Raw genomic sequence first — 26,845 nt, forward strand, 5'->3', positions numbered from 1 at the left:
CGGCAACCCGCCAGGCTCCGGAGCCAGCCTGAGCTGGGAGCTTTAGCTGATCTCGATCATCTCGAAGTCCGACTTGCCGACGCCGCAGTCTGGGCACAGCCAGTCTTCCGGTACATCCTCCCAGCGGGTACCGGGCGCTATGCCGTCGTCCGGCCAGCCCAGGCTTTCGTCATAGATCAGCCCGCAGACCACGCACTGCCACTTCTTCATATCGACCTCAGGAAATCTCACGGTTTGGCGCGGGAAAGCTACCGTAATTGCCCGGAAGCGCCAAGCAGGTTTGAGATCGGCGCCAGTTCGTGACACGGCGCGCAGCATGGCGCGGTATCAGACACTAACATCGCGCCCTTTTTCCGCAGTACCCGGGCCTTGCGTCCAGCCTTTTTGCCTCTGCGCATTCCAATAAAAACCCCGCCCAAGGGTTTATTCCGTCACCGGTGGCGCTGCTCCCGGTGCCTTGCCTTGTTCTCGATTTGGAGTATCGATGTGTTGAAAAAGTACCTGTCCCTCTTTCTACTTGCCGGCACCTTGCTGACCAGCCTGCCCGGCATGGCCCGGATAAGTGACGCCGAGGCCATGAATATGGCCGGGCTGCAGCGTTCGCTGACCCAGCGTATGGCCAAGGATTACCTGATGCTGGGCGCCGAGGTGCGCGTGGATGTGGCCGAGCGCCAGTTGCAGGAAACCATCGAGCGTTTCCAGGCCAGCCAGCAGGCGCTTCAGGCTTACGCTCCGAACGTGGCGATCCGTGATGCGCTCAATGCAGTCGATGGCACCTGGGCAGGTTACCGCAGGCTGCTGGAGGACAAACCGCAGGCAGATCGTGCTCTGGAGGTTTTGGAAACCGGCGAGCAACTGCTGCAGCAGACTCAGGCCGTTACCGACCTGATGGCCGAGCATCACGGTGCCATGGGCGCCATGGTCAACCGAGCCGGTTGGGCACGGGTGCAGACCCAGCGGATTGCCATGCTATACATGGCCAAGGCCTGGCGCGTGCCTGCAGCGGATCTGGATGTTGCGCTGGATCAATCGGTGCGAGACTTTGAGGGCATTCTCAAGGAGCTGGAGGCACGCGGCGCGCCCAACGAGGAAATCGCCAGCGCCCAGCGTCGCGCCCGGGCTCACTGGAGCTTCACCCTCAAGGGCATTGATCTGCATGCCTCGCAGGAGTTTGTGCCGACTATGGTTACGGTCAGCACTGATTCGCTGTTCCGCCAGCTTAACGAACTGACTCGTCTGTATGCCGGGCTGGATGCCGGCGACTCCTGAGCCGGCAGCAGCCCCGAGCGTCGTCGTGGAGACGCCCAGGGGCGGAGCTTCAAGCGCCGCGGTTGGCCTTGGCGGACTCGGCGTCATAGGACGCCACAGCGGTAAATACCACGTCGGTGTGTGAGTTCAGGGCAGTTTCGAAGGAGTCCTGTACCACGCTTATGACGAAGCCGATGCTGACCACTTGCATGGCAATTTCGGCATCGATGCCGAACAGACTGGTGGCCATCGGGATCAGCAGCAGCGAGCCACCGGCGACGCCCGACACTCCGGCAGCAGCCAGCGAGGAGACCACGCACAGAAGCAGGGCGGTGGCTAGATCCACCGGGATACCCAGCGTGTGAGTGGTTGCCAGCGCCATTACCGAGATGGTCACCGCCGCGCCGGCCATGTTGATGGTGGCACCCAGCGGAATGGTGATCGAATAGGTCTCGCGGTCGAGCCTGAGCTTCTCGCACAGCCGCAGGTTGACCGGGATATTGGCCGCCGAGCTGCGGGTGAAGAAGGCAGTGATCGCACTCTCCCGGAGGATGGTCAGTAGCAGCGGGTACGGATTACGGCGCAACTTCAGGTACATCAACAGCGGGTTGATCAGCAGGGCCATGATCAGCATGCAGCCGACCATCACCGCCAGCAGGTGGGCATAGCTGGCCAGGGCGCCGAAGCCGGCATCGGCCAGGGTATTGGCCACCAGGCCGAAGATGCCGAACGGCGCCAGGTTGATGACGAACTGCACCGCACGGGTCAGGGCATCGGACAGGTCGCTGAGCAGGGTTCGGGTCGATGGCGCGGCATGCCGCAGGAATACGCCGAGTAGCACGGCCCAGGCGAGGATGGCAATGAAGTTCGCGCTGCTTAGCGCCTGTACCGGACCGACGAAGATGCTTACCAGCAGGTTGTGCAGTACTTCCAGGATGCTGCCGGGTGGATTGCCTTCGGCCTTGCTCACATCCAGTGCCAGGGTAGTGGGGAACAGGAAGCTGGCGCAAACCGCCAGAGCAGCGGCGCAGAAAGTGCTGATCAGATACATCATCAGCACCGGGCGAACATGGGTTGGCTGGCTGCCTTGGCGCGAGGCCAGCGAGGCGGTTACCAGTACCAGTACCAGAACTGGTGCCACCGCCTTCAGGGCAAGAATGAACAGTTCGCCGAGCAGCCCCACCTTGAGGGCGATGGCTGGGGCTATCCAGGCCAGCAGGATGCCGAGCACCAGGCCGATGAAGATACGTAGCACCAGGCTGATACTGGTGTAGCGTTCGAGAAGCAGTTTGAAGACGTTCATGTGAGCTTGGGCTTTTCCGTATTGCGTGTCGTATGCAGCGCCAAAGCGCATCCACTGCGACGCAGATGAGCGTGCAGGGGCGAATGGCGGCAAGAAGGCGTGATTATAGGAGTGGGAGAGAAAAGCGCAGGGTATTACGTCGGTTCGATGAGCATGGTAGGGTCTCGCTTATTGTTGTTGTGCAGCCGGCTCCGGCGCGGCGCGCCGGATGACCGGGGAAATCGGAATGTGCCGCTTCAGCACTCGATGATGTTCACCGCCAGACCGCCACGAGCGGTTTCCTTGTATTTGGTAAGCATGTCGGCACCTGTCTCGCGCATGGTCTTGATCACCTTGTCCAGGCTCACGTAGTGCGAGCCGTCGCCGTACAGGGCCATGCGCGCGGCGTTGATGGCCTTGACCGAGGCAATGGCGTTGCGCTCGATGCAGGGGATTTGCACCAGGCCGCCGACCGGGTCGCAAGTCAGTCCCAGATGGTGCTCCATGCCGATTTCGGCAGCGTTCTCGACCTGTTCCGGGGTGCCGCCCAGTACCGCGCACAGTGCGCCGGCGGCCATCGAACAGGCCACGCCAACTTCACCCTGGCAGCCCACCTCTGCACCGCTGATAGAGGCGTTTTCCTTGTACAGAATGCCGATGGCGCCTGCAGTCAGCAGGAAGTCGATGATGCCGCGCTCGCTGGCGCCGGAGATGGCGTTGGCATAGTAGTGCAGCACTGCCGGGATGATGCCTGCGGCGCCGTTGGTTGGTGCGGTTACTACACGACCGCCAGCGGCGTTTTCTTCGTTCACCGCCAGGGCCCAGAGATTGACCCAGTCGAGCATGCGCAGCGGGTCTTCCATGTGGCTGCGCTGGAAGCCGCCCAGCTTGCGTGCCAGTATCGCGGCCCGGCGGCGCACCTTGAAGCCGCCCGGCAGGATTCCTTCGGTGCGGCAGCCGCGTTCGACGCAGGCCTGCATTACCTTCCAGATCTCCAGCAGACCGGCATCGGTTTCTTCATCGCTGCGCCAGTGGCGTTCGTTACGGCGCATGATCTCGGCAATGCCGATTCCGTGCTCGCGGCTCAGGCGCAGCAGGTCGGCGCCGGTACGAAACGGCAGTGGCAGAGTGGTGGCGTCGGGGGCGATGACTTTGTGCTTGCTGCCATCGGCCAGGATTGCCTCGCTGACTACGAAACCGCCGCCCACCGAGTAGTAGGTGGCCTCGTGCAGTTGCAGGCCGGCGGCGTCATAGGCGGCGAAGCGCATGCCGTTGGCGTGCAGCGGTAGGGCCTTGCGGAACATCTTCAGATCGGTCTTTTCGTCGAAGCTGATGGCATGCTTGCCGTCAAGGACGATGCGCTTGTCGCGACGAATTGCTTCGATATAGCCCGCTACCCGATCCACGTCGACGGTATCCGGCTCATGGCCGCTGAGACCGAGCAGCACTGCCTTGTCGCTGCCGTGACCCTTGCCGGTGGCTCCCAGCGAGCCATACAGCTCAGCGGCAACACGGGTCACCTTCGGCATGTAGCCGTGGTTCTCCAGGGCATGAGTGAACAGGGCTGCGGCACGCATGGGGCCGACGGTGTGGGAGCTGGAGGGGCCAATGCCTACTTTGAAAAGGTCGAATACGCTGATCGCCATGGCAAGTGTTCTTTCTTATGGGGCGCCTGCGCAGCACGGGGCGGCAGGGCCGTTTTGTGGATGAACCATGTGCCCGGTCACGCACATGTGGATAACCCTATCTAAGAACGGCTTTATCATTATGTATACTGATTTATTTTTAATGTATTAATTAGCAATTCTTACCTATTGAAATCCGCTCATGGACATAACCCGTCTGCGTACCCTGAGAGAGCTGGCCCGTTGCGGCACTATGGCGGCCACTGCCGAGTCCTTGCACCTCACACCGTCCGCGGTTTCACAGCAAATCGCCCAGCTCGAGCGCGAGGCCGAGGTGGCGCTGATCGAGCGACGCGGGCGCGGTGTCGTTCTGACCCCGGCGGGTGAGCGTCTGGCGGGGCATGTGGAGCGGATCATGGTGGTGCTTGACGAGGCGCGCTCCGAACTGGCGCAGATGCGCAGCGAAATTGCCGGAGAGTTGCGGGTAGCCGCCTTTCCTTCCATCGCCGTGGCCGTGGTGGCCGAGACCGTGCGTGCCCTGCGCAGTGCCTATCCGAAGCTGGAAGTGGTAGTGGTGGAGCTGGAGCCGCAGGAAAGCCTCAGCGCTTTGGGCGGCTGGCAGATTGATGTGGCGGTGATCGATGATCTGGCCGTTGAGCCTGACGAAAAGCACGAGCACTACGGGTTGATCCCGCTGACTCAGGATCTGCTGCATGTATTGCTGCCTGCTGATCATCCACTGGCCAGTCGCGAGGGACTGTCCATAGCGGATCTGCGCGACGAAGCCTGGGCGCTGGATTCGACCAGTAGCTCTTTTGGTGAATTCATCACCAATCTGTGCCGCCGCTCAGGCTATGCGCCGCGCATCAATGCTCATTGCACCGGCTTCGAGATGGTCGCCGCAATGGTCGCATCCGGTAACTCCATATCCGTGGTATCGGGCCTGCGCCTGGTTCACCCGTTGCACGGGGTCATGGCCGTGCCGCTACTGCCAGGTATTCGTCGTGGGGTATTCCTTGCCTATCGCAAAGGGGAGCGCGATCACCCGGCGGTCAACGTCTTTATCGACGAGGCCGTATATACGGCAGACAAGGTGCTGAGCCAGTACCAACTGGCGCGCTAGGCTTTGTACGGGGGCGTCCAGAGTATGTCAGTCGTCCAGAGGTTCGCTGGAAATGCGCAGGCTTAGCTGGTGTCGTTGTCCCGGTAGTAGGCTGACGATGTCATCCCACAGATTGCCGGTTTCGATGCACAGCATCTCTTTCCAGGCCGAGTCCGGGAACTGCGAGAGGCGACGGGCCTTGTCTGTCCATGGATTCCATAGCACGGCTGACGCCGAGCCGCGGCTTTCCAGCAGGATGCGCCGGTTCCAGGCAGGGTCGTTGATGACAAGGCGGGCCGGGACATTGAGGTAGAGGCGGTCGGTTTCGCCTTCGATCAGTGGTTCGCCCTCCTGCAATAGGATCTGCCAGTCCTGCAGAGTATCGATGTAGCGACAGCCGTCGAATCCTTCGATACGTACTGTGTGCACATCGCTGACGGCAAAGTAGCTGTGCAGGGCCTGGCTGAAAGTCAGTGGTGACTGCCCCAGGTTGTGGGTTTCCAGATGCAGTTGCAGTTGCTCGGTCAGCTCCAGCGTCAGGCTCAGGCTGGCCTCGCCGTCCCAGTGCGGCAGGGGATGGCGGATTGTGTCGTAGGTCAGCCTGAGGCTGACGCCGCCCGCCTGCTGCTGGATGTCCTGCAGTTCCCAGGGCAGTGTGCGCAACAGGCCGTGGGCCGGGGCTTCGTCCGCCCGGTAGTGCGCCTGCACCGCCTGCGGATTGCGCCGCAGGTCGCCGAACCAGGGCCAGCACACCGGCACACCACCGCGCACGCTTTGCCCGGTTCGATAAGCCGCGTCCGGGCTCAGCCAGATCAGCGGTGGCTGCTCGGCCTGTCGGTAACCGAGTATCTGCGCGCCCTGCTGCGTCACCAGCAGTTCGCTGCCAGCAGCACGAATTCGCCAGCAGATCAGTTGATCCAGTTCCACGCGTTCGACTTGGGCAGCGCTCATTACGACCTCTCCTTGAGATGGATGATGCATAGTGTGACAACGCAAAAAGCAAAACGCCCGTCACGAGGACGGGCGTTTTCCAAACCGCACCAGTGACGCTTATTTGCCGTAAATCTGCTCCGGCAGCCAGGTGATGATGCCCGGGAACAGGTAGGCGATCACCAGCATCAGCAACTGGATACCGATGAAGGGCATCACACCGCGATACATGGTGCCGGTAGTCACCGAACGTGGCGTGACGCCACGCAGGTAGAACAGCGAGAAGCCCAGCGGCGGTGTGAGGAACGACGTCTGCAGGTTCAGCGCGATCATCACACCCAGCCAGATCGGGTCGAGCCCCATGGCCAGCAGTACCGGCCCGACAATCGGCACCACCACGAAAATGATTTCGATGAAGTCGAGGATGAAGCCGAGCAGGAAGATCACCAGCATCACCAGGAAGAAAGCACCCAGCACGCCGCCCGGCAGCGAGTGGAACACCTCTTCGATCAGATGCTCGCCACCGAAGCCGCGGAAGATCAGCGAGAACAACGAGGCACCGATTAGGATCAGGAACACCATGCAGCTGATCTCGGTGGTGCCATGAGCCACATTACGTAGCTGAGGGATGTTCAGCTGGCCCTTGAATAGCGCCAGCAGGGTCGCACCAACGGCACCGATAGCAGCCGCTTCGGTGGGGGTGGCAAAACCGGCAAGGATCGACCCCAGCACGATGACGATCAGCGCCAGCGGCGGCACCAGGGCGCCAAGCAGCTTGCCCCACTGCACCTCGCCCAGCTCTTCCTTGGGAATCGCCGGCATCTTCTCCGGCTTGAGGAAGATCATCACGATCAGGTAGGTGACGTACAGGCCGACCAGCATCAGGCCGGGAATCAGCGCGCCCATGAACAGGTCGCCGACCGACACGGTCTTGGGCGAGAAGATGCCCATCTTCAGTTGCGCCTGCTGGTAGGCGCTGGACATCACGTCCCCCAGCAGCACCAGCACGATCGACGGTGGAATGATCTGGCCCAGAGTACCGGTGGCAGCCAGAGTACCGGTGGCTACGCCCGGGTCGTAGCCGCGCTTGAGCAGGGTCGGCAGGGCCAGCAGGCCCATGGTCACCACGGTGGCGCCGACGATACCAGTCGATGCGGCCAGCAGAGCGCCCACTACGCAGACCGAGATGATCAGGCCGCCACGCAGGCGGCCGAACAGGCGCGACATGGACTCAAGCAGATCTTCGGCGACCCTGGACTTCTCCAGCATCACCCCCATGAACACGAACAGCGGCACAGCCAGCATGGTCTGGTTGTTCATGATCCCGAACAGACGGTTGGGCAGTGCGCTCAGGTATCCCGGATCGAAGGTCCCGGTGAGCACACCAAGGCCGGCGAACAACAGGGAAACACCCGCCAGCGTAAACGCCACCGGGAAGCCAGCCATCAGCACCACACAGATGCTGATGAACAACAGAATCGCCATCACCTCAGCCATGCTTCACCTCCGGCGCCGGAATGCGGCCAGCGATGATGTACGCAGCCTTGATCAGATTGGACAGGCCCTGCAGGCTCATGGCCGCAGCCAGCACCAGGATGATGCTCTTCTGCAGGTAGACGAAATGCAGCCCGCCGGTTTCGTTGGAAATCTCCTTGGTCGCCCAGGAGTTGGCCACGTAGTCCCAACTGGCCCAGCCGAGATACAGGCAGACCGGCAGCAGCAGGAACAGTGTGCCGAAGAGCTCCACCACCGCCTGCCGACGACCGTTGAATTTCTGGAAGAAGATGTCTACGCGCACGTGACCGTTACGCTGCAGAACCCAGGCAGAAGCGCCCATGAAGACCAGCGCGTGAGCGTAGAGAACGGCCTCCTGCAGGGCAGTGGCGCCAATACCGAAGCCATAACGCAGCACCACCACAACAGCGGTACCTAAGACCAGGAACAGGGTGAGCCAGGCGATTACTCTGCCGATCCAGCCGTTAAGGCTGTCGATGAGGCATGCAAGCTTGAGGGGTACTGAAGGCTTGTCGGACATAGGGAGTCCTTATCGTTATGGTTTATGGACATGACGACGAGCCTGTTGGCATGTCGTCGCGCCGAGCGCATCCTTGTGGGGTGCGGGCGGCGATTTTATGCGGGCTGCGCGCGGATCAGCAATGCCACTACAACTTTAGTCGCACTTCCGTGGCTTGAGGGTGTCGCCGCCTTATGTTACTCAGGTCGGGTTTGACGCCGGCGATCCCGTGGTCAGACCAATACAACAAAAAAGGAGCATCGAATGAAACGTCGCGACATACTCGCCGCAGCGGGCGTAGGCCTTGCCGCAACCGCCCTGGCTGGTTGCAAAGAAGATTCGAAAAGCGCCGCCGCGCCTCAAGAGGGCTCGAGCTCGCAAACCTTCACCTGGAAGATGGTTACGTCCTGGCCGAAGAATTTCCCCGGCGTAGGCGTAGGCGCAGAGCGCTTCGCCAAGCTCGTGGAGGAAATGAGTAACGGTCGCCTGAAAGTCCGCATTTACGCTGCAGGCGAGCTGGTGCCGGCGCTGGAAGTATTCGATGCAGTTTCCCGTGGCACAGCCGAACTGGGCCACGGCGCACCGTATTACTGGAAGGGCAAGGTACCGGCAGCGCAGTTTTTCTGCGCCCTGCCGTTCGGCCCCAACGCACTGGAAATGAACGCCTGGCTGCACTACGGCGGCGGCATGCAGCTGTGGGAAGAGGTGTACAAACCGTTCGGCGTACTGCCGATGGCCTGCGGCAACACCGGTGTACAGACCGCCGGCTGGTTCAACAAGGAAATCACTTCGGTCGACGACTTCAAGGGTCTGAAGATGCGCACCCCGGGCCTGGGCGGCGAAGTGCTGACCAAGATGGGCGGAACCGTGGTCAACATGCCGGCCGGCGAGATCTTCACCGCGCTGCAGACCGGCGCCATCGACGCCACCGAATGGATCGGCCCGTACAACGACCTGGCCCTGGGTCTGCACAAGGCATCCAAGTACTACTACACCCCGGGCTGGCAGGAGCCGAGCGTACAGTTCGAGCTGGACGTCAACCTCAAGGCCTGGGAAACCCTGCCGGCCGACCTGCAAGCCATCGTTCGCAGCGCCGCTCGCGCGATCAATGGCGACATGCTCGACGACTACAACGCCAAGAACATGGAGGCCATGGAGCAGCTCAAGTCCGAAGGCGTCGATGTCCGTCGCCTGCCTGACGAAGTACTGGCTCGCCTGAAGGAAGTCGCCACCGAAGTGGTCGAGGCCTCGGCCAATGCCGACCCTGTGGCGAAGAAGGTCTGGGATCACCAGAAGGCCTATCTGCAGCGGCTGTACGACTACGCCGAAAGCAACGAGAAGGATATCTACAATATCCGCGGCTGATCTGTCCGCCATGAAAAACGCCGGCCTTGAGGGCCGGCGTTTTCGTATTCGGTGTTGCGCTCTTGGAGCATCAGCCCCGACGTGGCGGTAGAGGACGGGTTCGGCCGCTGCCGTCAATGGCGACAAAGACGAATACCGCTTCAGTGACCTTGCGCCACTCGTTTGAGAGCGGGTCGTCGCTCCAGACTTCCACCATCATCTGGATGGAGCTGCGTCCTACCTCCAGTGCCTGGGTGTAGAACGACAGTTGCGCACCCACGGCCACAGGTACGAGGAAGGCCATGCGGTCGATGGCTACGGTGGCCACGCGTCCTGCAGCGATCTTGCTGGCCATGGCCGTACCGGCCAGATCCATCTGCGCGACCAGCCAGCCACCGTAGATATCTCCGAAACCATTGGTCTCGCGCGGTAGGGCGGTGATCTGCAGGGCAAGGTCGCCCTGGGGAATCGGGTCTTCCTGTTCGTAGTCGTTCATCGGCTCAAGACTCGCGGCGCGGTTGCTGTTTTTAGACGCGCACCCTATGGGTAGGTGGGTGCCGTGAGTATACCGACTGAACGGTCGCCGGGCGACCATTGCGCAATGGCTCAAAAGTGCCGGCGGGCCTGGTCTTCGGGCAAAACGCAAGGGCCGATGAGGAATATTCGTGCAGGATGCCCGTTGCTGATTTCCAGGCCAATAAACAAATGGTTGTTTCTTAAGACATTTTTCGTTTGCTACAGGCTGGCATGGGGGATGCAGAGTCTTAGCTAACGGATCGGTACGTATCGGTCTGGCAATGGGAGACACATGCTGTCGTCTCCGGCCCGGAGTCCTGTCATGTCCATAGGGATATGGGGTCTTCGGCTTTCATACCGCAGAGTCGCAAGGAGAAACGCCATGCTGAGCTGGGCCATTACCTTCCTGATTATTGCCATTGTCGCTGCTGTCCTGGGATTTGGCGGCATTGCCGGTACCGCCGCCGGGATTGCCAAAATCCTCTTTGTGGTTTTTCTGGTGCTGTTCGTCATCTCGCTGGTCATGGGGCGTCGACCGCGTATTTGAGGAGAAATAGATGCAGCGTCTAAACGTCACTGTCGCCGCCCTTCTGCTGGGCGGTGTGCTGACGGCGCAGGCCGCCGATCATGACGCCGCTTTCCTGCCTGCCGAACTGCTGGGCAGCAATGCCGAGTATCGCGAGGCCTGGCAGGAGCTGTTGAGCGATGAGCAGCGATTACCCGACTGGCTGATCAATCTAAGCGGCCCGTCTACGTCGATACAGGTGGTGGAAGTCGACAGCGACCGCTATCTGGTCGGTCAGGTATGCGAGGCGCACAACTGCTTTGCGCAGCGCGTTTATGTGGCCTTCGAATGGCAGGACGACGACGCCTATGCGCTCTATGTTCAGGTGCCGGATGGACTGGCGGAGGATCGGGCGCCCAGCGAGCATGCCAGCCTGCGCTGGCTGGGTGATCCGAACGAGGAGATTCGGCGGATGCTGCTGGAACAGTTGCGCAGCGACCCGAACTGGTACTAGCAGTGAAATGCCGGCCGGAACTGCATAGTCCGGTCGGCGCGGTTATGGCCGCTTACACGTGACCATAATGTTCGTGGTGCATGGTGACCATGTAGGCGTAGTCGAGCGGAGTGCTCCAGCTGAAGATCGGCCGATCCACCTCGCGCTGAACCGCGCAGCTGAAGGGCTGCATGCTTCATCGCAGTCGCAGTCGCAGTCGCAGTCGCAGCCGCAGCCGCAGCCGCAGAGGCAGGGCATGGCGCGTATCCGTCACTCCCATGCCGGAATACCATCAGCATCATTTGTACCCAGGCTGTGCCCAGGCCATTGTCCCTACAGTCGTCCATCGAACATGCTGATCTACAATCACTAATCCTGACGCTCAACCGAAGACTCGGGGGCTGGTCTTCAGGCTGAAGGAAATGCCCGACAGCGGGCAGATTCGTTTCAGCTAGCGTACCGGTCGTGCCGGTTTTCTGGTGCATGCGCGGGGCAAGTAGCTCAACAGCGCAGTCCAGACCTTCCTTCAACAGGGTGATTCTCGACAATCTCTCAGCGCCACTATCGCTGCTGTCTCCGTTGGCCGAGCCTTGGCCCGGAGCTCGGCGCACGAGACATTAAGGACGCAGATCCGGTGCAGAAGCCGACACCAGCTGCACAGGAGAGAACGCTACGGTTTCCCTGCCGATGGCTGTAGAATCCGACGCTGTCTCCGTGCTCCGCCGGTTCAGCTGTCAGGTGTCGCACGGGTACGCGGGCCGGGCACAGGGTGCGCTTATGGCCCCGAAACGAGGCGACTCCCGGGCGGGGCGTCCGACCCGACTCTGCACGCGGCCAGCCTGGGGAGGCACTGGCAGCGTGACGCACATTCACCGGTAAACAAAAGGCAGATCTATGCAGCGGCTTTATCGCAAACGCATCATCGTCGGCGTGGGGGGTGGTATTGCTGCCTACAAGAGTGCCGAACTGGTTCGTCGCCTCAAGGATCTGGGCGCGGAAGTCCGTGTCGTCATGACTCAGGGCGGCCGCGAATTCATCACTCCGCTGACCTTGCAGGCGCTTTCCGGCCATCCCGTGCACCTCGACCTGCTCGACCCCGCTGCCGAGGCGGCCATGGGGCATATCGAGCTGGCACGTTGGGCCGACCTGGTGCTGATCGCTCCGGCCACTGCGGATCTGATTGCGCGCCTGGCCCAGGGGCTGGCCAATGATCTGCTGACCACCCTGGTGCTGGCCACCGATGCGCCTGTGGCTCTGGCTCCGGCGATGAATCAGGCCATGTGGCGCGATCCAGCCACTGCCGACAATCTGCAGCTGCTGCAGCAGCGTGGCATGCGTCTGTTCGGCCCTGCCTCCGGCAGCCAGGCCTGCGGCGACGTCGGCCTCGGTCGCATGCTTGAAGCCGCCGAACTGGCCCAACTGGCCGCCGACAGCTTCCAGCGCCGGGCACTGGATGGTCAGCATGTGCTGATTACCGCCGGTCCGACCCAGGAAAACATCGATCCGGTGCGTTATATCACCAACCACAGCTCCGGCAAGATGGGCTTTGCTTTGGCCGAGGCGGCGGCCGAAGCCGGTGCGCGCGTCACCCTGGTCTGCGGTCCGGTACATCTGCGTACTCCGGATAGGGTTGAGCGCATCGACGTGGTCAGTGCTCGCGACATGCTGGCAGCCTGCGAGGCGGCCATGCCCTGTGACATCCTGATCGCCGCTGCGGCGGTGGCCGACTACCGGCCGGAAGTGGTTGCGCCGCACAAACTGAAGAAAGACCCTGCCAGTGGTGAGGGTTTTGTCCTGCAAATGGTGCGCAACCCGGATATCCTCGCCACTATCGCTGGCCGCGCGGATCGTCCGTTCAGTGTCGGCTTTGCCGCCGAGACGGAGAACCTGCTGGAGTACGCTTCGCGCAAGCTGCGTGACAAGAACCTCGACCTCATTGTTGCCAATGACGTGGCCAACCCGGACATCGGCTTCAACAGTGAGGAAAATGCCATCACCGTGATCGACCGGGGGCTGCAGCAGACCAGCTTTGCCCAGACCAGCAAGGGCAAGATCGCCCGCCAACTGATCACCCTTATTGCCGACCGACTGAACAAGAGCTGACCATGCACGCCCTGCAAGCCAAGATCCTCGACCCGCGCCTCGGCCGGGACTTCCCCCTGCCGCAGTACGCCACTCCCGGTTCGGCGGGCCTCGACCTGCGCGCCATGCTCAAGGAGGACTGCGTCCTCGAGCCGGGTCAGACCCTGTTGATTCCCACCGGCCTGTCGATCTATATCGGCGACCCCGGCCTGGCCGCGATGATCCTGCCGCGCTCGGGGCTGGGCCACAAGCACGGCATCGTCCTCGGCAACCTGGTGGGGCTGATCGACTCGGACTACCAAGGTGAACTGATGGTGTCCTGCTGGAATCGCGGGCAGAGCCCTTTCACCATTGCTGTTGGCGAGCGCATTGCTCAACTGATACTGGTGCCGGTGGTGCAGGCCCGTTTCGAGCTGGTCGAGCAATTCGATGAAACCCAACGCGGCAGTGGCGGCTTCGGTCACTCCGGCAGTCACTGACGCTCGCGTCTACTGGATCTCGCCGAGGAGCCTCTGCGTGAAACTCTTCAAGCGTAAAGCCAAGGAAGTCGATATCCCCGCAACACCGGCCAACGCCGGCAAAACCGGGGATCTCGGGCCGCTGCTGCCCGGTCTGCTCGTCGCTCTGCTCGGTGTCGCTGCTGCCGCCGCTCTGTTGTGGCTGGCTCAGATGAGTCACCAGCAGGCGCGCCAGGAGGAACTGGCTCAGGCTATTGGTGGCAGCCAGGCTGCTGCGGTGCAGCAGGCCCTGCGGCAGCTGCAGGCCGATGCCCTGGCCGCTGCGCGCAATCCTGAACTACTGCAGGCACTGCAGCAGGCTGAGAATCCACAGATTGGCAGCGTCGAGCGGCGCCTGCGGTACTGGGACGGAGTGGTCGACGTACACCTCAATCGCCGTGGCGAGGCGTCGCAGAACCCCAATCGTGCGGCGCCCATGAATTTTGCCGGGCTGGATCTGCTTCGTCGGGTGGAGGCCGGTCAGCAGCCGCCTGCGGAGGCCTACCGGGTTGGTCAGCGCTGGTTGGTCTACAGTGCCGTGGCGCTGCGTCCGGGGGACAACCTGCCGACGCAGGGCACGCTCCTGCTGGCGGTGGATCTGCAGCGCTTGCTGGCGGCCTTGCCGCCATTGCCGGCTGATTACGGCCAGCTGCAACTGGTACAGCAGTTTGCCAACACTCCTGAGCAAATCCTGCTGCAGCGCGGTCAGGCCGGCGAGGGCAGTCCTCTGGTATTTCCCACCGGCAACCCGCACTGGAAGCTCACCTTCAGTGCCGGGCCGGGTTTGAGCGGAGCCTTGCCGTCACCACTGCTGCTGGCATTGGCCGCACTGATCGCCCTGGGCGGCGCGCTGATCGGCCTGATGCTGGTGCAGAGGGCGCAGCAGCGCCGTGTCAGCAATGACGCCCGGCAACTCGGGCAAATGCTTAAAGAACTCGCTGCCGGCAAGCGCGTCAAGCCCTTCAGTCTCAGCGTTCCGGCTCTCGATGGACTGGCTCAGGCCTTGGCCCGGCTGCCGCAGCGCAGTGCAGCAGAAGGTGACAGCGCCAAGGCAGCGCTGGCGTCATCTGTTGCGCAACCGTCTGTCCGTCCGGAGGAGCTGGTCAATCCACTGTTTCAGGACACCGATATCCTCGATATCGACATTCTCGATGAAGACCAGGATCTACTGGGATTGGAGCAGAGCCCCCCGATGAGCAACACCTCGAGCATCCCGCAACTGCCAGCCGACATTTTCCGCGCCTACGACATCCGTGGTGTGGTGGGCGATACCCTGGTCCCCGAGTTCGCCTACTGGATCGGCCGTGCGGTCGGCTCGCAGAGTCTGGCTCAGGGGGAGCCGCGGGTCATCGTCGGGCGTGACGGGCGCCTGTCCGGTCCCGAGCTGCTGCAGCAACTGGTGCAGGGGCTGTTGGATTGCGGCTGTGAAGTCACCGATGTCGGCATGGTGCCGACTCCGGTAGTGTACTTTGCCGCCAATGTGCTGGAGGGGCGCTCGGCAGTGATGCTTACCGGCAGTCACAACCCGCCGGATTACAATGGCTTCAAGATCGTCATCGCCGGGGACACTCTGGCCGGCGAGCAGATTCAGGCACTCAAGGCCCGCCTGGACAATAACGATCTAGTCAGCGGCGTTGGCAGTGTGCAGCAGGTTGACGTGCTTGGGCGCTACTTCAAGGCCATCCGCGACGATATTGCCCTGGCCAAGCCGATGCGCGTAGTGGTCGACTGTGGCAACGGTGCCGCCGGGGTGATCGCCCCACAACTGATCGAGGCCCTGGGCTGCAGTGTTATCCCGCTGTACTGCGAGGTGGATGGCACCTTCCCCAACCATCATCCGGATCCGGGCAAGCCGGAGAATCTGGTCGATCTGATCGAGCGGGTGAGAAGCGAGAACGCCGATCTCGGGCTGGCCTTTGACGGCGACGGCGACCGCGTGGGCGTTGTGACCAATGCCGGCACCATCGTCTATCCGGATCGTCTGCTGATGCTGTTTGCCAAGGATGTGGTGTCACGCAACCCGGGTGCCGACATCATTTTCGACGTCAAATGCACCCGTCGCCTGACGGCGCTGATCAGCGGCTACGGAGGTCGCCCGGTCATGTGGAAGACCGGTCACTCGCTGATCAAGAAGAAGATGAAGGAAACCGGCGCCCTGCTGGCCGGTGAGATGAGCGGCCATATTTTCTTCAAGGAACGCTGGTATGGTTTCGACGACGGCATCTACAGTGCTGCGCGGCTGCTGGAGATCCTCAGCCTCGATAAGCGCAGTGCCGAGCATGTGTTCAGCGCCTTCCCCAACGACATCTCCACACCGGAGATCAATATCCAGGTGACGGAGCAGAACAAGTTCAGCCTGATTGAGCGCCTGCAGCGCGAAGGCCAGTGGGGCGAAGCCTGCATCACCAGCATCGACGGGGTTCGGGTTGACTATCCAAAGGGCTGGGGTTTGATCCGTGCCTCCAACACCACACCGGTACTGGTACTGCGCTTCGAAGCCGACAATCAGGAGGAACTGGAGCGTATCCAGGGTATCTTCCGCACCCAACTTCTCAAGGTCGCTCCCGACCTGCAACTGCCATTCTGATCCAGGAGCCCCTGCATGACCCTAGAGCGTGACGCCGCTTCCCAGGTTGCCAAGGTACTGTCCGAAGCCCTGCCCTATATCCGCCGTTTCGTCGGCAAGACCCTGGTGATCAAATACGGCGGCAACGCCATGGAAAGCGAAGAGCTCAAGCAGGGCTTCGCACGTGACATCGTGCTGATGAAGGCGGTTGGCATCAACCCGGTGGTGGTGCATGGCGGTGGCCCGCAGATCGGGGATCTGCTCAAGCGCCTGAATATCGAGAGCCACTTTATCGATGGCATGCGCGTTACCGACACCGCCACCATGGACGTTGTGGAAATGGTGCTCGGCGGGCAGGTCAACAAGAGCATCGTCAACCTGATCAACCAGCATGGCGGCAGTGCCATCGGCCTGACCGGCAAGGATGCCGGCCTGATCCGCGCGAAGAAACTCAAGGTCAGCCGCCAGACGCCGGAAATGACCAAGCCGGAGATTATCGATATCGGCCATGTCGGCGAGGTCACCGGGGTCAATACCGAGCTGCTGGGCATGCTGGTCAAGGGCAACTTCATCCCGGTCATCGCCCCCATTGGGGTCGGACCTGATGGTGAGTCCTACAACATCAACGCGGATCTGGTGGCCGGCAAGGTGGCCGAGGCGCTGCAAGCCGAAAAACTCATGCTGTTGACCAACATCGCCGGGCTGATGGACAAGCAGGGCGCAGTGCTCACCGGGCTGACTACCGAGCAGGTGGATGAACTGATCGCAGACGGCACCATCTACGGTGGCATGTTGCCGAAGATCCGCTGCGCACTCGAGGCCGTCCAGGGCGGCGTTCACAGCGCCCACATCATCGACGGCAGGGTGCCCAATGCAGTGCTGCTGGAAATCTTCACCGATACCGGCGTCGGCACCCTGATTACCAACCGCAAGCGTCCCTGAGCTGCATTTGCCGCCTCGAAAGAGGCGGCGCCTGCGGTCTTTCCGCTGTGCTTTTCGCCTGCTACGGGCCATCGAAAGGCCTGTCCTGTTATTTCTGAAATACCCGCCAGCGCGGCCTCGGCCGCATTCAATCCACCGCAGTGGCCAGACTCGACTAGTCTCAGGAAACCGTAGACCTGAACCGGGAGAGCGCCATGACCGACCATCACACCTACAAGAAGCTCGAAATCGTGGGCTCGTCCCGCTCCAGTATCGAGGATGCCATCGAGAACGCCCTGGCTGAGTGCGCCCGCAGCGTTCGAAATATGGACTGGTTTGAGGTGGTGGATACCCGCGGGCACATCGAAAACGGCCGGGTCGGCCACTATCAGGTGACGCTCAAGGTTGGCTTCCGAGTGAGTGACAGCTAGCTGGCGCGGACAATAATTCCCCGTATTGGCAGACTTGTGCGAGAGCGATTCTTGACTGCCGACTGAGACGGGCCGTCAGCCGAAGAACCAGTAGGTTACGCTGATCGCCGCCACTACGCCGGCCAGCTCTGCCAGCAGAGCGCAGCCCACCGCATGGCGTGCCCGCTGGATACCCACTGCGCCGAAATAAACGGCCAGCACATAGAAGGTGGTTTCCGTGCTGCCCTGGATGGTCGCAGAAGCCAGCGCCGGGAAGCTGTCGACCCCGTGGGTCTGCATGGTTTCGATCAGCATCGCCCGCGCCGCACTGCCGGAGAACGGCTTGACCAGGGCTGTAGGCAGCGCCTCGACGAAGCGGGTGTCCCAGCCCAGGGTATCCACCATCCAGCGGATACCGTCGAGACAGAATTCCAGTGCCCCGGAAGCACGCAGCACGCCAATGGCGCAAAGCATGGCCACCAGATAGGGCAGCAGACTCTTGGCGATATCGAAGCCCTCGCGGGCGCCTTCGATGAACTGCTCATAGACCTTGACCCGTTTCAGTGCGCCCACCAGCAGAAAGGCCAGGATCACGCCGAACAGGGTAAGGTTGCCTAGCAGCGAAGACAGTGCCGCCAGGGCGGTGGCGCTGAGGCTGGCCAGCAGGGCCATGAAACCGCCGAGCAGCAGTGCGCCCGGTACCAGGTAGGACAGCACTAGCGGATCCCAAAGGCGCAGGCGCTGTATCAGCGCCACCGACAGCAGGCCGACCAGGGTCGAGGCGCTGGTGGCCAGCAGGATGGGCAGGAATACCAGGGTTGGATCCGCCGCCCCCTGCTGCACGCGGTACATGAAGATGGACACCGGCAGCAGAGTCAGCGAGGAGGCGTTGAGCACCAGGAAGAGAATCTGTGCATTGCTGGCTGTGGTGCTGTTCGGGTTGAGTTCCTGCAAGCTGCGCATGGCCTTCAGGCCGATGGGCGTGGCGGCGTTGTCCAGCCCCAGGCCGTTGGCGGCGAAGTTCATGGTGATCAGACCAAGCGCCGGATGGCCTCGTGGCACTTCCGGCATCAGGCGGGCGAACAGCGGGCCGAGGAGCCGCGCCAGACCGTCCACCAGGCCGGCCTGTTCGGCAATGCGCAGCAGGCCGAGCCAGAGCGTCATGGTGCCGAACAGCAGTACCATCACTTCCACCGACAGCTTGGCCATGGCGAACAGACTCTCGACCATGGCGCCGAATACCGTTGGGTCGCCGCCAATCAGCCAGCGGGAAAAGCCGGCCGCTGCCGCTACCAGGAAAAAGCTCAGCCACAGGCCATTGAGCATGCCGTACCCCCCCTCATTGTCCTGCACGGATGATAACGCGCCCATCCAGTGGCTGCGCAGCACTCGTCGGGCTTTGCGGCTTGCGTAAATAAAAAATCCGATGCCGGGGCATCGGATTTTCAGTAAAGGCTGCAGGCCGCCGGTACTGCTTCGGCTGCACTCAGATGTTGCTGTCGAGGAAGGCAGCCAGTTGCGACTTGGACAGCGCGCCGACCTTGGTGGCCTCGACGTTGCCGTTCTTGAACAGCATCAGAGTCGGGATACCGCGCACGCCATACTTCGGCGGGGTGTCCTGGTTCTCGTCGATGTTCAGTTTGCAGACCTTCAGGCGGCCCTGATATTCCTTGGCGATCTCGTCAAGCACCGGTGCGATCATCTTGCACGGGCCGCACCATTCGGCCCAGTAGTCGACCAGAACCGGGCCTTCGGCCTGGATAACCTCCTGCTCGAAGCTGGCATCGCTGACGTTGGTGATGAATTCGCTCATGGAAACTCTCCGAGTATGCGGAAGCAAAAAGTTGCCACATCATAGCCCGCCTCACCTCGCTTCGAAAGGCGCTGGTGAAGGAAGCTGTCAATGGCCTGTGCCTCGTTCCTCAATGAATACGAGGCGCCTTGCTGGCACATGGACTGAACGGCGGCATGATTTTCAACCCGATGCCGGGCGATATTGCAGGGCCTCGGCCAGGTGTGTCCGGGTTATGGCCGGCTGCTCGTCCAGATCGGCCAGAGTGCGGGCTACCTTGAGTACCCGATGAGCGGCCCGCAGGGACAGACCGAGCCGTTCACAGGCGCTCTCCAGCCATTGGCGATCTGCCATGTCCAGGGCGCAGTGGCGGCGCAGCTCGGGCAGGTCGAGAAAGGCATTGGCCACGCCCTGGCGGCGTATCTGCAACTGTCGGGCCTGTGCTACCCGGGCTGCGGCCTGGCGACTGTTGTCGCCCTGAGCTGGCGGAGTGCCCAGCAGAGTAGTTTCACGGGCGACGGTCAGGTGCAGGTCGATGCGGTCGAGCAGTGGTCCAGAGAGCTTGGCGCGGTAGCGCTGGATCTGTTCCGGCGAGCAGCGGCAGCGGTTGCTTGGATCGCCCAGATAGCCGCAGGGACAGGGGTTCATCGCGGCCACCAGCTGGAAGCGGGCGGGGAAACGTACCTTGTCCCGTGCCCGGGCAATCACGATATGACCTGATTCCAGAGGCTCGCGGAGTACCTCCAGAACCTTGCGGTCGAACTCGGGGAGCTCGTCGAGAAACAGCACACCGAGGTGGGCTAGGGTGATCTCGCCCGGTTGCGGGCGACTGCCGCCACCCACGAGGGCCGGGCCGGAGGCACTGTGGTGCGGTGTGCGGAATGGACGCTGTGGCCAGTGCTGCAGCGGCGTGTGACTGGCCACCGAGTGGATGGCGGCCACTTCCAGCGCCTCGCTTTCGTCCAGCGGCGGCAACAGTCCCGGCAGGCGACTGGCCAGCAGGGTCTTGCCGGTGCCGGGTGGGCCGCTGAACAGCAGGTTGTGTGCCCCTGCGGCAGCTATCAGCAGGGCGCGCTTGGCCGCCTGTTGACCCTGCACGTCGGCCAAATCCGGGTAGGGCAGGCTTTGACGCAGCAGCCCCTGAGACTCATAGGACGCCAGCGGTGCACTGCCGTTGAGGTGGGCGGCGATCTGCAGCAGGTGCTCCACGGCGATCACCTTCAGTCCGGAGGCCAGGCTGGCTTCCTCCGCGTTGGCCTGCGGCACCAACAGGGTGCGTCCGGCCGCACGGGCTGCTAGGGCAGCGGGCAGCACGCCTTGCACCGGCCGTACTGCGCCGGATAGCGCCAGTTCGCCAAGACACTCGTACTCGTCGAGGCTGGCACAGGGTACCTGACCGCTGGCGGCGAGAATGCCAAGGGCAATGGCCAGATCGAAACGGCCGCCGTCCTTCGGCAGATCGGCCGGAGCCAGGTTGAGGGTGATGCGTTTGGCGGGAAAGTCGAAGGCCGAGTTGAGGATGGCACTGCGCACGCGATCCTTGCTTTCCTTTACTGCGGTTTCCGGCAGCCCGACCAGGGTCAGGGCAGGCAGGCCATTGGCCAGGTGCGCTTCGACGGTGACGGGCGGGGCTTCTACCCCGACCTGGGCACGGCTGTAGACGATAGCCAGGGACATGATCGCTCCTTGATCAGTCCCGCCGGAGAGATCAGTCGGCGGGCGGGTTCAACTGGGCTTCCAGCTCGGCAACCCGAGCCTCCAGAGCCTCGAGACGGGCGCGAGTTCGAGCCAGCACCACCATCTGACTGTCGAACTCTTCGCGACTGACCAGATCGAGCTTGCTGAACCCGCTTTGCAGCAGGGCCTTGAACTGGGCCTCCAGTTCGGCGCGGGGGAGCGGGCTGTCGCCTGCGAAGAGGCGGGAGGCGTGGCTACTGAGCGTGTCGAGCAGGGCTTTGGGCGGCAGCATGGAGAAATTCCGGATTCAGGTGGCAGGCAGTTTAGCACGCAGTGCCCGCGTGAACTGCCAGGCGATGTGCGTGCACGGTTTCGGATATTTTGCACGGGGCCGGTGCACCTGTTTTGTGCATGAGGGGGCGGTCGAATCCGGAAAATCTCCGGTGACAGGCTCGAAAGTGCCGTGGTACGGGGCTTTGAGAGATCTGGCAAGGTTTCTGCTTTGGATCCGGGTGAGGCATGCACCGATGCAGTAGCGGTGCGTCGGGCGAAGCAGGGAGTGTTTCGTCGGGAGCGGATGGTGGATGTTGCCCACGCCAGGCAGGTGCGGGCAGCGCGTTACAAAAGCCAGACACTGCGCTTAGACTTGAGCCGGGTTCGCAATTCCTGGGGCAAGTCCACCTTACACGGGAGAAAGTTTAATGAAACTAGTCACTGCCATTATCAAGCCGTTCAAGCTGGACGACGTACGTGAGTCGCTGTCCGAGATCGGCGTGCAGGGCATCACCGTAACCGAGGTCAAAGGCTTTGGTCGCCAGAAGGGTCACACCGAGCTGTATCGTGGTGCCGAGTACGTCGTCGATTTCCTGCCGAAGGTGAAGATCGACGTGGCCATCGCTGACGATCAGCTCGACCGCGTGATCGAGGCCATCACCAAGGCAGCCAACACCGGCAAGATTGGTGACGGCAAGATCTTTGTCGTCAACCTGGAACAAGCGATCCGTATCCGTACCGGCGAAACCGATACCGACGCGATCTAAGCAGCCTCAGAACCCCACGCCCCAGGAGTAGAACCATGACTCTGCGAACTTTCGCAGGGCTAGGAACCCCTTTGTCCGTGATTTCAGGCCCGGCCCTGGTTTCAATGGCAAAGCCCGCCAGCAGTGAGGCCTTCTCTGCTGCTGTTCCCGCCCCTCTTTGGTCTCGCGACTATCCGAGTGATGGCCGTTCCTGGCTGCGTCCGTGCGGAGGCTGCTGATAACAACTAGCGATAAAGCATGCGGACCGCGTCCGGAGCCAATCCGGGCGCATCGACCGATAAACGCGTGAAATGCGCGGGCAAGAGGTGAAACATGGATAACACAGCATTGACTGCATTGCAGTACGGCTTCGATACCTTCTATTTCGTGATTTGCGGTGCTCTGGTGATGTGGATGGCGGCAGGTTTCGCCATGCTCGAAGCCGGTCTGGTACGTTCGAAAAATACAACCGAGATCCTGGTCAAGAACGTGGCGCTGTTTTCTATAGCCTGTGTCATGTATCTGCTGGTCGGCTACTACATCATGTACTCCAGCCCCGAGGGTGGAATTCTGCCGAGCCTGGGCTTCCTGATTGGCGATGAGAACACTGTAGAGGCCGTTCTGGCCGGTGGCGAGGATGCTCCTTACTACGCCGCTCGTGCAGACTTCTTCTTCCAGATCGTGTTCGCCGCGACCTGCATGTCGGTGGTTTCCGGCGCGGTGGCCGAGCGCATGAAACTGTGGCCCTTCATCGCCTTCGCAGTGGTGATGACCGCCTTCATCTATCCGGTTCAGGGTTACTGGAAGTGGGGCAGCGGTTTCCTCAACGAAGCCGGTTTTCTCGACTTCGCTGGTTCCACTGTGGTGCACATGGCCGGCGCTACCGCTGCTCTGGCTGGCGTACTGCTGCTCGGTCCGCGTAAAGGCAAGTACGGCGCCAACGGTCAGATCAACGCGATTCCGGGTGCCAACCTGCCGCTGGCAACCTTGGGCATGTTCATCCTGTGGATGGGCTGGTTCGGCTTCAACGGCGGTTCGCAGCTGAAGATGAGCACCGTTGAAGATGCCAACGCTGTCGCTCAGGTGTTCGTCAACACCAACATGGCGGCCGCCGGTGGCCTGATCGCGGCGCTGCTTGTGGCTCGCCTGCTGTTCGGCAAGGCTGACCTGACCATGGCCATCAACGGTGCGCTGGCTGGCCTGGTGGCCATCACCGCCGAGCCGCTGACCCCGACTGCGCTGCAGGCCACTCTGATCGGTGGTGTCGGTGGTGTGCTGGTGGTGTTTGCCATCCTCGGCTTCGACAAGATCAAGATCGACGATCCGGTCGGTGCCATCTCGGTACACGGCGTGGTCGGCATCTGGGGCACTCTGGCCGTATGCCTGACCAACCCTGATGCCAGCCTCGGCGCCCAACTGCTCGGTATCGTTTGCGTGTTTGCCTGGGTCTTTATCGCCAGCCTGATTGTCTGGTCGATCATCAAGGCAGTGGTTGGCCTGCGGGTCAGCGAAGAGGAAGAGTACCAGGGGGTGGATCTGGTCGAGTGCGGCATGGAAGCCTATCCGGAGTTCACCAGCAGCAGAAAATGATGCTTTGCTCGTAAAAGTCAGGGGCGCCTTCGGGCGCCCTTTGCTTTTTTCGGGAGCGCGTTAGAATGCGCGCGCTGAGGTCTGTGGGAGGCAAATAGGATGTGGTGGCAACGCACGCTCACCTTGCGTCCGCGTAGCCGGGGCTTTCATCTGGTGACGGAGGAAATCCTCGGGCAATTGCCGGAATTGCGGCAGGCACGGGTCGGTCTTTTGCACCTCTGGCTGCAGCACACCTCGGCGTCGCTGACGGTCAACGAGAATGCGGATCCGGCCGTGCGCCGTGATTTTGAGCGTTTCTTCAATCGTTTGGTCCCGCAAGACGAGCCAGGCTACGAACACGATTACGAAGGCCCGGATGATCTGCCGGCGCATTTCAAGGGCAGTCTGCTGGGTGTTGCGCTGCAGCTGCCGGTGAGCAACGGACAACTGGCCCTGGGCACCTGGCAGGGGATTTACCTCGGCGAGCACCGTGATCATGGCGGGGCGCGGCGGGTGGTGGCCACCCTGCAGGGCGAGGCCGGATGAATTTTCCCGGTCGGGCAGTAAAGCCTGTACGACTGGTCTATAACTAACCTGCTTTTCGCAAGTCATGAGGTTGAACATGAGCGACGAAGATCTGGAACAAGACGATCTGGAAGGGACTGAGGAAGACGAAGGCGAGGAGCTGGTGGCCGCCGGTGACGATGACGGCGACGAGGTTGATGTCGTAGTTGGCAGCAAGAAGAGCAAGGTCAAGGCTGCCGATGTCGACGAACTGCCCAGCATTGAGGCCAAGCAGAAGGAGCGCGATGCACTGGCCCGGGCCATGGAGGAGTTTCTCGCTCGTGGCGGCAAGGTGCAGGAGGTTGAGCCCAATGTGGTTGCCGACCCGCCCCGCAAGCCGGACAGCAAGTACGGCAGCCGCCCCATCTGAGGGCTTTGCAGGAGGTATATCGCCTCCCGTTTTCCAGAATCCGATGCCGGTCGACGGCATCGGATTTTTTGTGCCCGCCGGATCGTATAAGCGCCTGACAGAGTGATTCTCCGGGGCAACGTCGCGAGATTGGCTGACCTGATCTACAGTCGTGGCGGAGTGCTACCAAAGTGCGATGGCGTAGCTGCTTTCAAGCTGCTCGAATTCCCTTCACTGTGCCCCGCTTGCGTAAGCAGTTTCTACGGGGTTCGCTGACCCTGCAGCCAGACTGTACGGGCATTCGAGGAGAAAGTCCGTCGTGAACCGGTTCGCCTGTAACGCCTCGCAGCCTTTGATAACAAGAACCCTGAGATCGGTCATGCAAGCTGCTTTTATCCGTTCCCCGTTCACCTTCTTCCTGCATGCCGCGGGCCTGGCCGGGTTGATGCTGACTTACCAAATGATGCAACTGCCAGCCTATGTCAGCGTTCCGTCCTATCTGCTGCTGGCGCTGTGGCCCTGGCTGGGGCCCTGGCAGCGGCATGATGACCTGCAGCAGTCGGATCCAGCGTCCCAGCAAGGGGACTTCGTCGAATTCAGCCGCGGACTTTCCCGGCACACTTGCCACAATGCCTTGTCCGCCGCCAAGGTGGCGCATGCCGTCAAGCATCTGGCCGGTCGCCTGCAGTCGCAACTGACGGCCGTGCAGCAGGTCAGTCAGGCAGCCGAGGCTATCACCCACACCGAACAGGACAGCGCCAAGCAGGCTGAGCGCACCCTGGCGGCCGCCCGCCTCGTGCGTGAGGCCAGCGCCAATGGTCAGGGCGAACTGAGCCAGGCGATTGCCCGCATGCAGCAGCTCAGTGCACAGAATCTGGCCAGTCGTGAACTGATCGACGGCCTGGGCAGCCGTACCGAGCAGATCGAGCAGGTTACTCAGGTGATCCAGTCCATCGCCAGCCAGACCAACCTGCTGGCGCTCAATGCGGCCATCGAGGCGGCCCGTGCTGGTGAGATGGGACGTGGCTTCGCGGTGGTCGCCGATGAGGTGCGCAACCTGGCCGCGCGTACTGCCAGCGCTACCGGAGAGGTCAGCCAGATGGTTGCCGACATCCGTCAGCAAAGCGCCGCGGTAGTGGCCCACATTCAGCGCCAGAGTGACGAGCTGGAGCAGGCCGCGCAGCAGATCGAAGCGGCCGGCAGCCATCTGTGCGGCATTGCCGATCAGGCCGAGGCGGTCGAGCAGCAGGTTGCGCAGATCAGCGCGGGTACAGCCGACAATCATCAGCGCCTGGCCAGTCTGTCCGCTGCGGCATTGCAGTTGCAAAATGATGTGCAGGGCAGCGAGGAGCAGACCCGGCAGTTGGCCGAGGCCGCCGAACATCTGGTCGGCCAGGCCGAGACGGTCAGCGAGCAGCTTGCCGAAGTGGGGCTGGACAATTATCACCAGCGCGCTTACGACCTGGCGCGCGAGGCTGCCACAGCCATCGCCACGCGGTTCGAGGAAGATCTGCGCGCCGGACGGATCAGCGAGGCTGATCTGTTCGATCGCGACTATCAGCCCATTCCTGGCACTCAGCCGCAGAAGTACGCCACCCGTTTCGACCGCTACACCGATCAGGTGCTGCCAGGTCTGCAGGAACCCTTGCTGAAACGGCATGAGGGGCTGGTGTTTGCCATCTGTACCACGCCGGAAGGCTATGTGCCGACGCACAATGCCGAGTTCAACCATCCGCCCACCGGCAACCCGGCGGTGGATGCAGCACGAAGCCGGGGCAAGCGTCTGTTCAATGATCGAACCGGGCTGCGTTGCGGCAGTCACTGCCAGGCTTTGCTGTTGCAGACCTACATGCGTGACACCGGTGAACTGATGCACGATCTGTCGGTACCAATCATGGTCAATGGCCGTCACTGGGGTGGACTGCGTCTCGGTTATCGACCGGAACCCTGAGCCGGATCAAAGGTTTAGGAGAACATCCAAAACAGCTCTAATGTTTAGCCGGGACTTAACAAAGCGTTTGAAAAACCCGATTTAATACGACGCAAAGCCTGTGCGACGCTGCCAAGCCATGACAATCCCGGTTTGCCAACAGCTCGTTTCGCTTTACCGTGCCCCGGCGCGTCGACTCCTGCTGGAACGGTTGAATCCGCTGCTGACCATCATCCTTGCCTTCTGGGCGCTTTGGCATTGCCGCCACGCCCGGCCCCCTGACGCGCTCCCCGCCTGCTGATTCCAATGGCTGCGCCATGTCCGCAGCCGTCTATGCCAACCCTGTCTGTCTGAGCAAGTCGTCCGCAAAGCGGATGGCATGTGCGGACACCGAGCGCCTCAGTGGCGCA

General features: G+C 61.9%; 26 protein-coding genes. 15 read left to right on the forward strand and 11 right to left on the reverse strand.

Translation table 11 applies throughout. The features are described from left to right. Nucleotides 1-42: 42 nt before the first annotated feature. Entirely contained in the window at nt 43-210 is a 168-nt protein-coding gene (locus NCCP436_RS13075) for a rubredoxin (protein ID WP_220804436.1), read from the reverse strand. A gap of 276 nt (nt 211-486) precedes the next feature. Between NCCP436_RS13075 and NCCP436_RS13080 the strand changes: the two genes are divergently transcribed. Next, nucleotides 487-1,269 carry a type IV pili methyl-accepting chemotaxis transducer N-terminal domain-containing protein gene (locus NCCP436_RS13080; RefSeq protein ID WP_220804437.1) on the forward strand — a complete coding sequence of 261 codons (783 nt, stop codon included), beginning with the start codon at nt 487-489 and terminating at the stop codon, nt 1,267-1,269. A 49-nt stretch (nt 1,270-1,318) separates the two neighbouring features. Here the strand turns inward: NCCP436_RS13080 and sstT are convergent, their stop codons facing one another. Together sstT and NCCP436_RS13090 are read right to left on the reverse strand one after the other, a co-directional pair. Further along, entirely contained in the window at nt 1,319-2,551 is a 1,233-nt protein-coding gene (sstT, locus tag NCCP436_RS13085; protein ID WP_220804438.1) for a serine/threonine transporter SstT, read from the reverse strand. A 236-nt stretch (nt 2,552-2,787) separates the two neighbouring features. Continuing rightward, nucleotides 2,788-4,176: an L-serine ammonia-lyase gene (locus NCCP436_RS13090; protein ID WP_220804439.1), complete on the reverse strand. Its 1,389-nt coding sequence runs from the start codon at nt 4,174-4,176 to the stop codon at nt 2,788-2,790. 181 nt (nt 4,177-4,357) lie between these two features. Here NCCP436_RS13090 and NCCP436_RS13095 point away from each other — a divergent pair, with 181 nt between their 5' ends. Further along, complete coding sequence (locus NCCP436_RS13095) at nt 4,358-5,278, forward strand: LysR family transcriptional regulator (RefSeq protein ID WP_220804440.1); 921 nt, start codon at nt 4,358-4,360, stop codon at nt 5,276-5,278. 27 nt (nt 5,279-5,305) lie between these two features. On the opposite strand, the gene NCCP436_RS13100 is transcribed toward NCCP436_RS13095, so the two are convergent. The 3 genes from NCCP436_RS13100 to NCCP436_RS13110 all read right to left on the reverse strand — a co-directional run bounded on the left by NCCP436_RS13100 (nt 5,306) and on the right by NCCP436_RS13110 (nt 8,222). After that, complete coding sequence (locus NCCP436_RS13100; RefSeq protein WP_220804441.1) at nt 5,306-6,208, reverse strand: D-hexose-6-phosphate mutarotase; 903 nt, start codon at nt 6,206-6,208, stop codon at nt 5,306-5,308. Between the two features lie 99 nt (nt 6,209-6,307). Then, nucleotides 6,308-7,684, reverse strand: coding sequence for a TRAP transporter large permease subunit (locus NCCP436_RS13105; RefSeq protein WP_220804442.1), 1,377 nt, complete (start codon nt 7,682-7,684; stop codon nt 6,308-6,310). Beyond that, a complete protein-coding gene (locus NCCP436_RS13110) occupies nt 7,677-8,222 on the reverse strand; it encodes a TRAP transporter small permease subunit (protein ID WP_220804443.1) in 546 nt (181 codons plus the stop codon). Before NCCP436_RS13110 ends, NCCP436_RS13105 begins: the two co-directional genes overlap by 8 nt. Before the next feature lie 243 nt (nt 8,223-8,465). Here NCCP436_RS13110 and NCCP436_RS13115 point away from each other — a divergent pair, with 243 nt between their 5' ends. Then, on the forward strand, nt 8,466-9,566 hold the full coding sequence (locus NCCP436_RS13115) for a TRAP transporter substrate-binding protein (protein ID WP_220804444.1): 1,101 nt from the start codon (nt 8,466-8,468) through the stop codon (nt 9,564-9,566). Between the two features lie 70 nt (nt 9,567-9,636). Here NCCP436_RS13115 and NCCP436_RS13120 read toward each other — a convergent pair whose 3' ends face one another. Further along, nucleotides 9,637-10,041, reverse strand: coding sequence for an acyl-CoA thioesterase (locus NCCP436_RS13120; protein ID WP_220804445.1), 405 nt, complete (start codon nt 10,039-10,041; stop codon nt 9,637-9,639). 402 nt (nt 10,042-10,443) lie between these two features. Here NCCP436_RS13120 and NCCP436_RS13125 point away from each other — a divergent pair, with 402 nt between their 5' ends. From NCCP436_RS13125 to NCCP436_RS13155, 7 genes are all read left to right on the forward strand, one after another. Further along, nucleotides 10,444-10,608, forward strand: a complete 165-nt coding sequence (locus NCCP436_RS13125; RefSeq protein WP_220804446.1) for a DUF1328 domain-containing protein — start codon at nt 10,444-10,446, stop codon at nt 10,606-10,608. A gap of 10 nt (nt 10,609-10,618) precedes the next feature. Continuing rightward, complete coding sequence (locus NCCP436_RS13130) at nt 10,619-11,080, forward strand: inhibitor of vertebrate lysozyme family protein (protein WP_220804447.1); 462 nt, start codon at nt 10,619-10,621, stop codon at nt 11,078-11,080. 873 nt (nt 11,081-11,953) lie between these two features. Then, a complete protein-coding gene (gene coaBC / locus NCCP436_RS13135; RefSeq protein WP_220804448.1) occupies nt 11,954-13,162 on the forward strand; it encodes a bifunctional phosphopantothenoylcysteine decarboxylase/phosphopantothenate--cysteine ligase CoaBC in 1,209 nt (402 codons plus the stop codon). 2 nt (nt 13,163-13,164) lie between these two features. Further along, on the forward strand, nt 13,165-13,620 hold the full coding sequence (gene dut, locus NCCP436_RS13140) for a dUTP diphosphatase (protein ID WP_220804449.1): 456 nt from the start codon (nt 13,165-13,167) through the stop codon (nt 13,618-13,620). 1,210 nt (nt 13,621-14,830) lie between these two features. After that, nucleotides 14,831-16,225: a phosphomannomutase/phosphoglucomutase gene (gene algC, locus NCCP436_RS13145; RefSeq protein WP_220804495.1), complete on the forward strand. Its 1,395-nt coding sequence runs from the start codon at nt 14,831-14,833 to the stop codon at nt 16,223-16,225. A gap of 15 nt (nt 16,226-16,240) precedes the next feature. Beyond that, on the forward strand, nt 16,241-17,146 hold the full coding sequence (gene argB, locus NCCP436_RS13150; RefSeq protein ID WP_220804450.1) for an acetylglutamate kinase: 906 nt from the start codon (nt 16,241-16,243) through the stop codon (nt 17,144-17,146). A gap of 194 nt (nt 17,147-17,340) precedes the next feature. Next, nucleotides 17,341-17,556 (forward strand): dodecin, encoded by a 216-nt coding sequence (locus NCCP436_RS13155; protein WP_220804451.1) that lies wholly within the window; start codon nt 17,341-17,343, stop codon nt 17,554-17,556. Between the two features lie 75 nt (nt 17,557-17,631). Here the strand turns inward: NCCP436_RS13155 and NCCP436_RS13160 are convergent, their stop codons facing one another. The 4 genes from NCCP436_RS13160 to NCCP436_RS13175 all read right to left on the reverse strand — a co-directional run bounded on the left by NCCP436_RS13160 (nt 17,632) and on the right by NCCP436_RS13175 (nt 21,296). Next, nucleotides 17,632-18,861, reverse strand: coding sequence for a nucleoside recognition domain-containing protein (locus NCCP436_RS13160; protein ID WP_220804452.1), 1,230 nt, complete (start codon nt 18,859-18,861; stop codon nt 17,632-17,634). Between the two features lie 160 nt (nt 18,862-19,021). After that, a complete protein-coding gene (trxA, locus tag NCCP436_RS13165; RefSeq protein ID WP_220804453.1) occupies nt 19,022-19,348 on the reverse strand; it encodes a thioredoxin TrxA in 327 nt (108 codons plus the stop codon). A 162-nt stretch (nt 19,349-19,510) separates the two neighbouring features. Further along, nucleotides 19,511-21,004: a YifB family Mg chelatase-like AAA ATPase gene (locus tag NCCP436_RS13170; RefSeq protein WP_220804454.1), complete on the reverse strand. Its 1,494-nt coding sequence runs from the start codon at nt 21,002-21,004 to the stop codon at nt 19,511-19,513. A gap of 31 nt (nt 21,005-21,035) precedes the next feature. Continuing rightward, nucleotides 21,036-21,296, reverse strand: coding sequence for an accessory factor UbiK family protein (locus NCCP436_RS13175; RefSeq protein WP_220804455.1), 261 nt, complete (start codon nt 21,294-21,296; stop codon nt 21,036-21,038). A gap of 409 nt (nt 21,297-21,705) precedes the next feature. On the opposite strand from NCCP436_RS13175, the gene glnK reads away from it, so the two are divergent. From glnK to NCCP436_RS13200, 5 genes are all read left to right on the forward strand, one after another. Continuing rightward, complete coding sequence (gene glnK, locus NCCP436_RS13180) at nt 21,706-22,044, forward strand: P-II family nitrogen regulator (RefSeq protein WP_003096476.1); 339 nt, start codon at nt 21,706-21,708, stop codon at nt 22,042-22,044. Nucleotides 22,045-22,356: 312 nt separating this feature from the next. After that, nucleotides 22,357-23,613: an ammonium transporter gene (locus NCCP436_RS13185; RefSeq protein ID WP_220804456.1), complete on the forward strand. Its 1,257-nt coding sequence runs from the start codon at nt 22,357-22,359 to the stop codon at nt 23,611-23,613. A 99-nt stretch (nt 23,614-23,712) separates the two neighbouring features. Continuing rightward, entirely contained in the window at nt 23,713-24,138 is a 426-nt protein-coding gene (locus tag NCCP436_RS13190) for a secondary thiamine-phosphate synthase enzyme YjbQ (protein WP_220804457.1), read from the forward strand. Between the two features lie 76 nt (nt 24,139-24,214). Further along, a complete protein-coding gene (sutA, locus tag NCCP436_RS13195) occupies nt 24,215-24,526 on the forward strand; it encodes a transcriptional regulator SutA (protein WP_220804458.1) in 312 nt (103 codons plus the stop codon). 442 nt (nt 24,527-24,968) lie between these two features. Beyond that, nucleotides 24,969-26,456, forward strand: a complete 1,488-nt coding sequence (locus NCCP436_RS13200) for a methyl-accepting chemotaxis protein (RefSeq protein ID WP_375709494.1) — start codon at nt 24,969-24,971, stop codon at nt 26,454-26,456. The last annotated feature ends 389 nt before the right edge of the window (nt 26,457-26,845 follow it).

This window comes from Pseudomonas sp. NCCP-436, from assembly GCF_019656335.1.
Lineage (GTDB): Bacteria > Pseudomonadota > Gammaproteobacteria > Pseudomonadales > Pseudomonadaceae > Aquipseudomonas.

Bases quoted from the DNA above. Each gene is read 5' to 3' on its own strand.
- NCCP436_RS13075 (WP_220804436.1), bottom strand. From the start codon at position 210: ATGAAGAAGTGGCAGTGCGTGGTCTGCGGGCTGATCTATGACGAAAGC.
- sstT (WP_220804438.1), bottom strand. From the start codon at position 2,551: ATGAACGTCTTCAAACTGCTTCTCGAACGCTACACCAGTATCAGCCTG.
- NCCP436_RS13090 (WP_220804439.1), bottom strand. From the start codon at position 4,176: ATGGCGATCAGCGTATTCGACCTTTTCAAAGTAGGCATTGGCCCCTCC.
- NCCP436_RS13095 (WP_220804440.1), top strand. From the start codon at position 4,358: ATGGACATAACCCGTCTGCGTACCCTGAGAGAGCTGGCCCGTTGCGGC.
- NCCP436_RS13100 (WP_220804441.1), bottom strand. From the start codon at position 6,208: ATGAGCGCTGCCCAAGTCGAACGCGTGGAACTGGATCAACTGATCTGC.
- NCCP436_RS13105 (WP_220804442.1), bottom strand. From the start codon at position 7,684: ATGGCTGAGGTGATGGCGATTCTGTTGTTCATCAGCATCTGTGTGGTG.
- NCCP436_RS13110 (WP_220804443.1), bottom strand. From the start codon at position 8,222: ATGTCCGACAAGCCTTCAGTACCCCTCAAGCTTGCATGCCTCATCGAC.
- NCCP436_RS13115 (WP_220804444.1), top strand. From the start codon at position 8,466: ATGAAACGTCGCGACATACTCGCCGCAGCGGGCGTAGGCCTTGCCGCA.
- NCCP436_RS13120 (WP_220804445.1), bottom strand. From the start codon at position 10,041: ATGAACGACTACGAACAGGAAGACCCGATTCCCCAGGGCGACCTTGCC.
- NCCP436_RS13125 (WP_220804446.1), top strand. From the start codon at position 10,444: ATGCTGAGCTGGGCCATTACCTTCCTGATTATTGCCATTGTCGCTGCT.
- NCCP436_RS13130 (WP_220804447.1), top strand. From the start codon at position 10,619: ATGCAGCGTCTAAACGTCACTGTCGCCGCCCTTCTGCTGGGCGGTGTG.
- coaBC (WP_220804448.1), top strand. From the start codon at position 11,954: ATGCAGCGGCTTTATCGCAAACGCATCATCGTCGGCGTGGGGGGTGGT.
- dut (WP_220804449.1), top strand. From the start codon at position 13,165: ATGCACGCCCTGCAAGCCAAGATCCTCGACCCGCGCCTCGGCCGGGAC.
- algC (WP_220804495.1), top strand. From the start codon at position 14,831: ATGAGCAACACCTCGAGCATCCCGCAACTGCCAGCCGACATTTTCCGC.
- argB (WP_220804450.1), top strand. From the start codon at position 16,241: ATGACCCTAGAGCGTGACGCCGCTTCCCAGGTTGCCAAGGTACTGTCC.
- NCCP436_RS13155 (WP_220804451.1), top strand. From the start codon at position 17,341: ATGACCGACCATCACACCTACAAGAAGCTCGAAATCGTGGGCTCGTCC.
- NCCP436_RS13160 (WP_220804452.1), bottom strand. From the start codon at position 18,861: ATGCTCAATGGCCTGTGGCTGAGCTTTTTCCTGGTAGCGGCAGCGGCC.
- trxA (WP_220804453.1), bottom strand. From the start codon at position 19,348: ATGAGCGAATTCATCACCAACGTCAGCGATGCCAGCTTCGAGCAGGAG.
- NCCP436_RS13170 (WP_220804454.1), bottom strand. From the start codon at position 21,004: ATGTCCCTGGCTATCGTCTACAGCCGTGCCCAGGTCGGGGTAGAAGCC.
- NCCP436_RS13175 (WP_220804455.1), bottom strand. From the start codon at position 21,296: ATGCTGCCGCCCAAAGCCCTGCTCGACACGCTCAGTAGCCACGCCTCC.
- glnK (WP_003096476.1), top strand. From the start codon at position 21,706: ATGAAACTAGTCACTGCCATTATCAAGCCGTTCAAGCTGGACGACGTA.
- NCCP436_RS13185 (WP_220804456.1), top strand. From the start codon at position 22,357: ATGGATAACACAGCATTGACTGCATTGCAGTACGGCTTCGATACCTTC.
- NCCP436_RS13190 (WP_220804457.1), top strand. From the start codon at position 23,713: ATGTGGTGGCAACGCACGCTCACCTTGCGTCCGCGTAGCCGGGGCTTT.
- sutA (WP_220804458.1), top strand. From the start codon at position 24,215: ATGAGCGACGAAGATCTGGAACAAGACGATCTGGAAGGGACTGAGGAA.
- NCCP436_RS13200 (WP_375709494.1), top strand. From the start codon at position 24,969: ATGCAACTGCCAGCCTATGTCAGCGTTCCGTCCTATCTGCTGCTGGCG.